The sequence below is a fragment of the Paenibacillus tyrphae genome, from assembly GCF_000722545.1.
In the GTDB taxonomy this organism is placed as follows: Bacteria; Bacillota; Bacilli; order Paenibacillales; family NBRC-103111; genus Paenibacillus_G; species Paenibacillus_G tyrfis.
The window spans coordinates 35,398-47,005 of sequence record NZ_JNVM01000059.1 but is presented as its reverse complement, the minus strand read 5'-3'; the positions used below and the strand labels follow the sequence as shown (position 1 = coordinate 47,005).

General features: G+C 34.2%; 7 protein-coding genes, 1 other RNA gene and 2 pseudogenes. 9 read left to right on the top strand and 1 reads right to left on the bottom strand.

Annotated features, from left to right (window positions below; translation table 11 throughout):
* Window positions 1-389: 389 nt before the first annotated feature.
* The 4 genes and pseudogenes from ET33_RS40145 to ET33_RS38205 form a co-directional block, all read left to right on the top strand.
* On the top strand, window positions 390-740 hold the full coding sequence (locus ET33_RS40145; protein ID WP_051776062.1) for a restriction endonuclease: 351 nt from the start codon (window positions 390-392) through the stop codon (window positions 738-740).
* Window positions 741-924: 184 nt separating this feature from the next.
* On the top strand, window positions 925-3,786 hold the full coding sequence (locus ET33_RS34540; protein ID WP_036693435.1) for a P-loop NTPase family protein: 2,862 nt from the start codon (window positions 925-927) through the stop codon (window positions 3,784-3,786).
* 373 nt (window positions 3,787-4,159) lie between these two features.
* Window positions 4,160-4,521: a transfer-messenger RNA gene (gene ssrA, locus ET33_RS40850) on the top strand.
* Between the two features lie 427 nt (window positions 4,522-4,948).
* Window positions 4,949-5,137, top strand: a pseudogene (locus ET33_RS38205) (IS3 family transposase); the annotation flags it as partial.
* A gap of 1,020 nt (window positions 5,138-6,157) precedes the next feature.
* Here ET33_RS38205 and ET33_RS34530 read toward each other — a convergent pair.
* Window positions 6,158-7,108: a hypothetical protein gene (locus ET33_RS34530; protein WP_036693426.1), complete on the bottom strand. Its 951-nt coding sequence runs from the start codon at window positions 7,106-7,108 to the stop codon at window positions 6,158-6,160.
* A 704-nt stretch (window positions 7,109-7,812) separates the two neighbouring features.
* Between ET33_RS34530 and ET33_RS34525 the strand changes: the two genes are divergently transcribed.
* The 5 genes and pseudogenes from ET33_RS34525 to loaP all read left to right on the top strand — a co-directional run bounded on the left by ET33_RS34525 (window position 7,813) and on the right by loaP (window position 11,508).
* Window positions 7,813-8,598 carry a helix-turn-helix transcriptional regulator gene (locus ET33_RS34525; RefSeq protein ID WP_152570755.1) on the top strand — a complete coding sequence of 262 codons (786 nt, stop codon included), beginning with the start codon at window positions 7,813-7,815 and terminating at the stop codon, window positions 8,596-8,598.
* Window positions 8,585-8,887 (top strand): acyl carrier protein, encoded by a 303-nt coding sequence (locus ET33_RS34520; RefSeq protein WP_036693420.1) that lies wholly within the window; start codon window positions 8,585-8,587, stop codon window positions 8,885-8,887. Before ET33_RS34525 ends, ET33_RS34520 begins: the two co-directional genes overlap by 14 nt.
* 253 nt (window positions 8,888-9,140) lie before the next feature.
* Window positions 9,141-10,188: pseudogene (locus ET33_RS39435) on the top strand (IS630 family transposase).
* Window positions 10,189-10,413: 225 nt separating this feature from the next.
* A complete protein-coding gene (locus ET33_RS40790; protein WP_407668137.1) occupies window positions 10,414-10,602 on the top strand; it encodes a 4'-phosphopantetheinyl transferase superfamily protein in 189 nt (62 codons plus the stop codon).
* A gap of 309 nt (window positions 10,603-10,911) precedes the next feature.
* Complete coding sequence (loaP, locus tag ET33_RS34510; protein ID WP_036693418.1) at window positions 10,912-11,508, top strand: antiterminator LoaP; 597 nt, start codon at window positions 10,912-10,914, stop codon at window positions 11,506-11,508.
* Window positions 11,509-11,608: the final 100 nt, after the last annotated feature.

Sequence of the window (11,608 nt, the reverse complement as noted above, 5' to 3'; positions counted from 1 at the left end):
CTCAAGGTTATGCGCGCTGGACAATACGTCTGTTGACTCGCCGGGTGATCGAACTGAATATTCTGGATTCCGTCGAGAGACGATTCGCACGACGTTAAAAAAACGAAACTTAAGCCTCATCTAAAGAAACAATGGTGTATTCCGGCCAAATCCAGCAGTGAATTTGTCGCGCGGATGGAGGACATTCTGGAGACCTATGCGCTCCCCTACGATCCTGAAATTCCGCTCATCTGCAGAAGCCGAAATTTGTAAATCGTATTTGAAACAAATCCCTGTATTTGTTGAGTTTCATTCAGCAAAGTCAACTACAGGCTCAACAATGGGGGTTGATGATATCACAGTGTCTGAAACTGAAACAAAGACGCCTGCTGAGATACTAGAATATAGCTATGAAACCATTCGTAGAGAATAGTGAGATTTTTTCTAGGTTAAAAGCTGGATCGCCTCAGTTTTTTGAAAAAATAGTAGTTGAATTGCTCGTCAAGATGGGATATGGCGGTTCTCGTTCGGATGCAGGGCAAGTAGTTGGTCAGAGCGGAGACGAGGGCATTGATGGAATTATCAAGGAAGACCGCCTCGGATTAGATGTTATATACATTCAGGCGAAGCGTTGGGAAGGTGTAGTAGGAAGGCCTAAAATCCAGAAATTTGTTGGAGCGCTACAGGGTCAAAAGGCAAGAAAAGGAGTATTCATAACGACATCGACATTCTCTAAGGAACGAAGGATTACGTCACTTTAATTGATAATAAAGTTGTATTAATAGATGGAGTGCAGCTATCAGAGTTAATGATCGATTACAATCTTGGTGTTTCCACTAGTGCAGTGTACGAATTGAAAAAGATTGATACAGATTATTTTGATGTGGAATAAATTTTGAAATATACAAGTTAGATTTATCAGGTGTAATCATTGGAGGAACTAATATGAGAGATAGCTTAAGCTTCTTAGTTGTAGGAGATTCAGAATCCGGGAAATCTTCGTTTATTCGCACATTCTGCGAGGAAAGTGCTGCGAATTTATTGAATATTAGCGGAGAAGGCCAGACTACAAGATGCAATGGATTTTATAACTTTACTTATAAAGAGAACGATGAGAATAAGGTTACTGTTAGCTTTTATAACAAGGAAGAGTTTACTGAGAAACAATGCTCAAAAATAATGAAGAAATATGGTTTGTCCCCTAGATCGGCTGATTTAGGTATTACGAATGATTATATTATAAAACAAAATGTGAAATTAGTCTCAAGTGAAAAAGATAGTATGTGGAAATCAGAAAAATATGATATTTTAAGAAAAATATGCAATAAAGATTTAATAAATGATGAGTTTATTAATCTTACTGAATTTGGATTGCCAGAAAATATGGGTAACTTAATAGCTCAGGATGATATTGAAAACATAGTAGATTTTGAGCAATTTCTCCTGCTAATTACGAAAAAAGTTGAGGATATATATGAGGAAATCACCAGAAAAACAAATTTGTTTATCGAGTTATTCAAATTATCCGAAACGGACACATATGAAAATAATTCAAAAGAAGAAATTTCTCAACTAAAATTTAACTTGAATGACAACACAAGTTTGCTTCTTACATACTGCATAAAAAAAGCAACCATGTGTGAATTTTTAGAAGGTACAGATATTATTTCATTATCAGGGATAGTGAAAAGTATTGCCGTGGAACTGAGATTGAATAAAGATTATGCTCAAATCTGTAGTAGTGTAGGCATAAAGAAGATAAAACTCGTGGACACGTATGGATTAGACCATGCTGGAGATTTAATGGGAAATATTATAGTAGAAAATATTAAAGAACGTTTAGCTGGGATACTTAATGATGAATTCCGAGACATAGATTCCGTTATTTTTATAACCCCAATGGTTGGAAAAGCCCCTAGTACGAACGAACGCTTTAAAGCTTTAATCGAAGCGAAACGGAGTATCATTCCGCAAATTGTTTATACAAAATATGACCTTTACGCAAAAAGTCAAGTCAGAAGAAAATTATGCCTGCTAGATAATGAGGAGTTAAAAAGTGTAAAAAGGAACTTTATTAAAAATAACTCAAATAAAATAAAAGATGATTTTTACGATATTCTTAAAGACTATTATAGCGCAGATGTTGCTGGATATAGAAAAGAATGTATTTTTAATAATATTTCTTACTTCATGGGTACATACGAAATTGAAGATAGTGAAAATAGAAGAGTTGCTCAAGGAAATAATATAAAATATTTCAAAAATATCCTTGTTTCAATTCTTAAGAATGATAACTACGGTGTAGCATCTGACAACATAGACAGAGAAGAATTGTCACAACAGCTTACACAATGTTTTATTTTAAACAAAAATAGGATTCAAGATAAGTTAAATACAATGATTCTTAAAGCTCAAGAGAATTTAAATAGAAACTTTAGTATTTCACATGGTAGGACTCAAGAGGCATTTTGGAGAAGAGTAGGCTCTAATATGTTTGGCTTTTCTGGGAGTCTTAATCTTAGGAATTTACTAGTTACGTCATATACTGAGTATTTAGCAAAAGATTCAGGAGATGATCATAAGGAAGATAATTTGGGTAATCTTGTGGTAAATGAATATTTTAAAGCTAGAAAGCTAAATGTCTTTTTGAGAGAGTGTATAAATAAGTTCGGTTATTATTATTTTTGTACAGGTTGTCTACCCTGTGACGCTTTAGAACCCAATAAATGCGATATGTCCAGATCATGTAATACTACTGGTAGAGAAATGAGATTAAGACGAAAACACAGTTGTTGGCAATTTAATGAAGGTAGTTATACGGGAAGTCGGCATCAAAGTAAATACTGTACAAATAGTGGGATTTATGGAATTGGATTGATTGATATGGAATATGGAAAAGCGAATAAATGTTGGGGAAGTTGTTATTGGATGAAGTTTTTTAAGAACTTTAATGATACAAGAATAGTTGAATTTAATTGCGGTGACATTTATGAGGATTTTGTAAATATATTCATTGAATTTTGTGTAAAGCAATACACTAAGTCTATTCAATCTGTACACAACTTTAATTATTTAATGAACTACAATGCTACTGTATTTGATGAGTCTAAAGAAGAAGAGCTTAAAACAAAGTTCAAAGAAGTCACAGAGAGCAAGAAAGATTTTATCGTGTTGACAGAAGGAGAAACCGATAGAATTCATATTGAAACGGCTTGGAAAAAATTATTGAAAACGGATCTTCCATTTGATATGTATCCGATAAACGGAGCTAATAATTTCAAACAGTTCTTAATATCATACCCTGTAGATATGCTTCGTGATAAAATAATAATATGTATTCTTGACCACGATGAAAAAGGAATAAAAGTAGCGAAAGAATTTAAAAAATCAATGCAAGAAATCGATGGGGTCTATTTAAGAATGTATCATAATGACCATGATAAAAATAGACAATATTATATTCTCTTATTACCGCATATTAATAAAAAGTTTGAAGAGTATGAAAATGGAGAAATCGAGTTTTTATACAGCAGAGAATTACTTGAAGAATATAAAATTTTAAGAAAGATGAGTATAGGTAGAATTAATACTCTCGAGTATGTAGTAAATAACAAAAAGTACATTAATGAAGAAGACTATGATACTCTAAATGATTTGTTTTACTTTGAAGTAATAAGTGAATCCTCGTGTAAGACTATGTTTGCACGTAGTATTGAGGAGAGAGAGGACTTAGATGAAGAAACGTTTATAGGCTTCAAACCACTGTTCGATTTAATTAATAGTATTATTAAGTGTCATGCGACTTAAAAGTGTCTAATACAACATAAACTTTGTTAACAGTCACCATATTTTCCTAAATCTCCTGTCTGTTTTTAGTAGACATGCTGTAGACTAAAGCTTTAAAGCAGGGTATTCAACTATAAATTGAACTAACACAAATTAACAAATAAAAAGCCGCGAAACCTTACAGGATAAGTTTTTTGAAATTTGTTAAAATGTTAGGGGACAAGATAAAATATCGAGGACAACAGTTCGACTCCCCTCGTCTCCATAAGATAAACCCGCTTAAAATGAGGTGTCCCTGAGAGTTAAATCAAAGCGTTGCCGCCGCGGCAAGCATATGCTTTAATAAACTCGCGGCAAACATTTGCTTTAATTAGCAAAACCATTCTTTAAACTCGGGGCCGTTTAGGATTCGACGGGGATAGTTCGAGCATGAGTAGCGAGTAGTGGGGATGCGACCACTTCATCAACGCTAAAGCCAATTAAATGGCAAACAACAACAACCTGCTCTTTTAGCAGCCTAAGAAACTGCTGGAGCGCTCCTACCTTCCATCGCCCATGTGGCGGGATAGGGGCTCCAAACAGGCATAGATAAGCTCTGTTTGTAGGTCCTGTTGTATGCGGTGTATTGACATCAAAAACATCCTCAACAGTCAACGAGTCCAGTTCTGGACCATGCTTGTACGGTTTGCAGAATGTGGGATTGCATAATATCAAATGTTTCGATGCATTTACGTAGTTGATTTTCTTCGGACACAAACTGTTCGTATACTTTCAATATTTCGCTCTTTTTGATCACCTCCCGAGGACAAAACGGCTTTCTTGTCTCTCAGGTGTCCATTGGATAGGCGAATTAAAGGGACTTGTATGGGACAAGAGTCGCTTTTCCAGCCGCAGAGACAATGGTTGTCAATAGACCCCTTAACTTTCAATGGATGCTACAACGACATGAAAGGTATAGAAACCCTGAAAGTTCTAATAGCGTATTGCTTATTAGTACCAGGAATATTGTAGAAATTAATGGAGGGCTTAATGATGATAATGAAATGTGATGGGTGTGGAAAAGCGATTAAAGATGATTTTACCTAGTGTCCATATTGCTCTAAGCCTTTGGATGATAAGGACTTCAGTTCAAGTCCGGTTCTGAGAGAGCCTGAGGGTGTGATTCCCTCGGGCTACTCACCCTTGTATCGAATCGTTCCACAGCGTTCTGAAGAAAGAGCTCGTATATTTAGAGAAGTTCAAGACCCGCAAAGAAGCCAGAGAGCGGATTTTTGAATATATTGCTTGCTTCTATAATGGAAAACGAATCCATTCCTCCATCGGGTATTTTACACCCAATCAATACGAACGCATGTACCTGCCTGCTGCGTAATTCTCTCGATTCTATATGTCCAATCTATTGACAGTGGTCCAAAGTTTGAAATCTCAGTAGTGATTTCTGTTGTATGGGGCATCATTACCATACAACAATACTTTACGAGTTCACCAGTGATGGCGCTATTCTTTATGTTAACAGTAGGAGTGGCCTATTATAGCTATAGTTCCTTTGAGAACTAGAAGTTTACGTGATAAAGGAATGGTTGCTAAGGAAAGTTCGGTAGTTTTAGGAGAGATTGATGGAGAAGTTTATACAATAAAGAAATATGCAATTTGTCCAATTTGCAGGGGAAAAGTATATATCGATAAGTTCCCAGACTCGAAGACCAAAAGACATTTCGGAAGATGCCAAAATAATCAAGATCACCTCTATACGTATGATCATACTATCGATAAGGGAGAACTCATTAAAATGAATTATCATGATTAAGGCGGGCTTGGAGGCTACTTTAGAAGTAGTCTCTTTTGCATGCGTTGCCGAAGCCTCCGCCGCGACGCAAAGTTAGAGCGAGCGGAGCAAAAGTATAATAAGCTCGCTGTATGTGAATTAGGTGGGTTTCAGGAAAAAGGATTTGATGATGTCAAGATGGTAAGCCCTTTTGAGAATAACAAAACAAAGGCAACTAACTTATTAAGTAAAGAATTCTTATAACATGTAGTGGGTGATGAAATAGCATAAAGAGAGAATACTCTGAAACATTTCATTGTTTGGTATAGCTCGTGAACAGGAAGTGATATCCAGAGCCATAACACAAGTCAATGAAGGATTTTGTATAATGGCTCTTATTTTAAAGATGTTCTATAACACATATTATTTGGAATTTTAAGTTTAAGACCTTGATCTTGTTAGCATGAAGGGCCTAGCCTCAAATACTCGCCCCTCAAACCATATCTTCGTTCGAAAGTGATTTTCATATTGCGATATCACTGTACTATATTCAATCACACCAATAAATGTAAGAATACTACTGTAATTTCTATTAAAGTTCACAGACTCAAGTTTAGTAATGAAATATTAAAGCTTTGACAACATAAAATCAAGTGTACTTAACTCAAATGCAGCTAGATCATCTATTAACAAAAAGATTTTTTTGGTATAATCTGTTTCTTTGGATAAATTGTGTTTTATTACCAAATTGCGAAGAGTTAGTGCCTTTCTTTCAATTAGTGAATACATTTCATATAATTTAAGTGAATCTTTAATGTATTCATTCTGTTCCATGTAATTTATCCTACTTACCATGATTTTCTTATGATCATACAATACATGAAATGGTCTAATATCAATATTTTTAATGAGAGCCCGGTATTCAACAAATTCCTTAAGGGCTGTATAGATATTTAAACCATAAGAACCATTAAGAATGTTGCGGTTCATATAAAATTTTTCGGAGGTATTTCGTGAAAGGTAATAATCCCCAATAATGTCTTTGACACAATTAATATCAAAATAAAATTTGCCTTTAGGATTAAATTGATACATGAAGATATACTCCATATAATCGAAAACAGAAAAACTTTCTATTAATTTGGGACTAAATAGGGCTTGTATTAATTCAGAGTTAAGAACTTTAATAGTCTTAAAACCCTCTGAATCAAAAAAACCTGCCGCGTTAAAAATCCCTTCGGATTTATCATAACCGAATAATAGAATAGAGTGGAGGTGAGTTTGCTTTTGAAAAGCCCAAGCTTTTGAGATATAGAACTTATCTACAAAAAGCCATACATAAAAGCCCCTATCTATCATTGAACAAATAAATTCTAAACAATCATGCCTATTAAAACCAACAGTCTCTCTTAATAATCTTTGTGTTCTTATTAATGGGGTGATGAAGTATGCTTGATGAGAGGTATAGAAATCAAGCCAACCACCTACAAAATCGTTTATATTCTCACCACTTAGATCTGAATGAGCATATAACTGAATATAATTACTATATAACCAAGCTTCAATTTCTTTATTCATTGTTAATCCTGCTAAGAACTGAGCGTGTTTTGGATAAGACGTGATAATGGGTGTTTCAATTGGCAATCTCTTCACTAAGCTCATTTTGCTTTTAGCATTCCTTCCTCGATAAAAATGAAAGAATAATTCTGTTGCAGATATGTACCTGTATGAACTGAACGTTGAATCCTAGCAATTTTTTTAAGTGTGAAGCTGGGACTTTATAGGGTTAAAACCTTGTCGTAGACGATCTTATAGAAAGAGCGATCCAATTTGAATTGCGAAGATGTTTTTTAGGGATTTTTTATGATAGTGTGGTAGATTTTACATTAAAGGCGCTCCTCTCTTTTTGGGAAATGTTGTTTTCATAAATACCATTCTACCAAAGATTTGGATAACTTATTTATTTTTTTGATTAAAATACTTTTGATAAAAGTAGTTCATTTATAAATTAAATTTATTATTTATGCGACATATATTTACAGTATAATAAGAGAGATTAAAGTCCAAAATGTGGAAGGGCAATTATGACTGTGGAAAAATGTCGAATTAAGTGTGTATTCCCTATTAGTGTGTTGAAAGCAAGCGATTGGATGTTGAGGCATAAAGCATCCTTTGGTGCAAAAAAATTGTCATTTTCGATATTGTCTCAATTTTGTACGACTCTTATAAATTAGTTTCAAAATAAAAAGACTTCTTATAAAAATTTCGATTGGTGTGATTCGGTGGGAGGCAAAATTACTGTAATTAAGCAACAAGAGTTGATAATGCCTTATGAAGATATATCATGGAATTGTGATGATCAAAGTTGTATCTATCTAGAAACAATGAACCCTGTTGAGGTGAAGTGTCTAAAGTTTCGTCATAGATTAATTAACAACTATGTTTTAATTGGTAAGAAATTCAGTCTGTACAACTATTCGGCTAGTATTGTATATGTTCGAGGTTTTATTATCAGAATGGAAAACAGTATAAAGCGATCTCTTATTATAAGAGAGAGTCTGGATGATAGTTATATTTCAGAACTTATATCAGAATTATTTCGTCCACAGTCGATTATGAATGATATTGTATCAAAGCTAGAGGTGAATTTTCCTAAGTATTATAGAAAACTATGCAAAGAAGAAAGCAGTGCAAGTGGTAAAAAAGCTCATCAAGAAACTCTTGCTGGAAATATTGATTCAAGATTACTTATTATTAATCGGTATATAAGGAGTAACTATGAAAAGCCTCTTACCTTGCAACAGTTATCAGAGATTATTCAATGTAATCCAATTTATTTGAGTAACACTTACTCAAGGGTGTTCAAAATTTCGCCTATGAAATATTGTTTGGATCTAAAGATGAAAAAAGCTAAAGAACTGGTTTTACAAACCTCTTCTAACATTAATGTTATAGCAAAAAATTTAGGTTACGTATCAAGTTCTCAGTTTGCGAATTTATTCAAGAAGTACTATAACGTTACACCCACAGAGATGCGGGCAAAAATAATAAAATTTGAGGGGATTTAACATAATACACTGTAAGAACGCAAATAAAATAGCTGATCTGGTCGTTAGGTTGTTAGAATTAGATGGAGTTCAACTGGATTTTGAACAATCTCTTTTCGCGTTAGGTCTAAATTCATTAAAGACAATTATTTTATTAGTCGAATTGGAAGAGGCTTTTGATATTACTTACGATGATGGAGAACTAATATATGAAAACTTCTCAAGTTTACGTAAGATTACGACTACAATAAATGAAAAGCTAAAGTATAGAGAAATCTCAAATGGCGAAGTGAAGCAATATGCAAAATAAGCGGGCGTTATGTGCTATGAAATTACCAGAAGAAGTCACACACTCTCAATATGTCAAATTACTTAAAAAAATCAATGCTAAAAAAGAAAGAATCACCTAATTCAAGATGATCGAAGATTAATAGAGATCCGTATTCGCTGATATCTTATCTATATAAGTTGAACTAAAGACTCCCGTTGTTTCTGGAAGCGATTTCAAGATCTTTGACGTCGAATAAGTAAGAATAAGAATCACTATTCGGGCGGTGAAAAGTATCATGGAATCCAACAGGGAAGCATTACAGGAAGTAGAACAGCGTCTAAAGCACGAAAAAAGTCGTCAAATGATTGAGCGGTATCAAACCATTCGACTTTACTTACTCGGTCAAGACTACAGCCAAATTGCAACCTCAATTGGAAGATCAGAAATCAGAATATACCGTCAAAGAATATGCTCGCACCTATTGAAAACACGGACTTGATGGTTTAATCATGAAGTTTTCGACCGGAGCGAACGTTTAACGAAGGAACAACAATCTCAATTGAAGCAAACGATTATCGACTCATTACCTCAGTGAAGTCGGCTTCCCCACTAAGTTTAACTGGACACTGGAGATCATCGCATTGTACACCTATCGCGAGTTTGGACGAGATTAATCTATTCATGGCGTTTCTAAGATGATGTATCGGCTGGGGCTTAGCTATACCAAGCCGACCTATACGCTGGCGGCGGTTGAAAAAGAAAAGTAAAAAGAGTTTGTCGAAACCACATTTCCAGAGTAAAAAAATTACGAAGACGGCGAAATTGATCACAGTTTGTTTGAAGATGAAAGCATGATTCGAGATTAAAAAGCCCTTCAATACACGTGGTTGGCAAAAGGAAAGCAGCGAATCATTAAGACTACAGGCAAGCATAGAGGCGTGAAACTGCTCGCAACGCTAGACTATGTGACGGGTCATATCGTAGGCAGGAAGATGAGAAGTACACAACTGAAACCTTCCTCGCCTTTCTACGGAAAGTTGTCGATGTTTATCCTACAGGAAAAATCGCTTTGATACTGGATAATTTCCGTATTTCATCATGCAAAATTACTGAAGCGGTTTCTGAACGAAATGAAAGGAAGACTTAAACTAGTTTTTTCTGCCGCCCTACAGCCCTGAACTCAATCTCGTCGAAGGGCTTAGGAAATGGCTGAAGCCGATGTCAATAACAATTTCTTTTACCGTACGGTGGCGGAGATTCGTCAAATCGTCCATATCTTCATGGAACACATCATAATAAATCCAATGACTATTATTGATCGGCTTTGCATTAGATTTTAGTTGCCATCAATAGTTCAATTTATATAGAACAATGATTTGTAGATATGGACAAATGAGTAATTCTCAACTTTCCATAACCAGCAATGCATTTAAAAAACCGTATCTAACTAATATGTTACATTTACAAATTAACACTTCTCACTCTGGAATCTGATTGTTTAAGCGGTATCCTCCGTGCCAGTGGGAGTAGATATTGAATAGCTAGAGAAATCGATTATAGAACGCTTGGAAGTTGCTTTTTACGAAAAAGAATATTGTGACATCATGAATCAACCTAATGATTATTTTTACGATCTGTGGATGTTAAAGGAAAGCTTTACTAAGACCATTGGATACGGATTTTCATATCAATTATCTAATTTTTATATTTCTAAGAACAATAGCAAGCACGAAGTTATTACATCTAATACTTAAAGTTTTAAACAATTCTAAATTGATGCTAAATATAAATGTTCAATTTGTGTATAGGGCGGAAAAGAATTACTTCCACTGGATGTAGAGTTAATTGATTTCTAGGAACTTATCGATGAGTTTCAGAGTTTTATTTAAGGTTACAATCTAACATTAAAAAGTGCCGATCTTGCATATATTATCTAGATTTACAGAATTTATTGCTTGTTGATGGTAGTAGAGATAAAATTGACATTAGTAAATCATATATTACACTTGCCGTTTCATGTATAGTACTGCGGGCTTAGGACTTAGTATACGAGGATGATATTTGTGAATTGGTACGCATTATTTGTACAAACCGGAAAGGAAGAAATAGTAAAGACCGAAATAAATAAACGATTCAATAGCAAGAGTATCATGTGCATTATACCAAAAAGGAAAGTCCCTGAGAAAAAAGGAGGGGTTTATTATGATAAAGTCAAGCTTTTATTCCCTGGGTATGTATTTGTTGAGACGTTAATGAATTTTGAAATCTACTACAAGATCAAGGAAATACAAAATATTATCAGATTATTAGACTATTTAAACCCTAAAGATAAATTTGCATCCCTCTCTTCTAACAGTGAGCAAATTGCTATTAATGATGAGACAGATTATTTTAAAAGAATTGATGACAAAGAAATGAATAAACTACTCAATATTGTTAACGAGGAAGGGATCATTGAGTATTCTCAAATAAGTTTTTTGAATAATAATATGTATGTAGTAAATTCAGGCCCATTAAAAGGACTTGAGGATAATATTAAAAAGGTAGATAAACATAAAAATCGAGTGAGAATTGTATTTGAATTTATGGAAATAAAGAAGACGTTTGATGTTGGTTTTGTCCCCTCTTTCTGTCGATTGGAAGAAGATTCGGAGAAATAAGTCTTCTTGAAATTATAAAAAGAACCGAGAATTTATTAATCGATGTTTCGGCACGTTAATTAAATCGAGGGGTAATGGAAATTAATTGTAAAGAATGCAG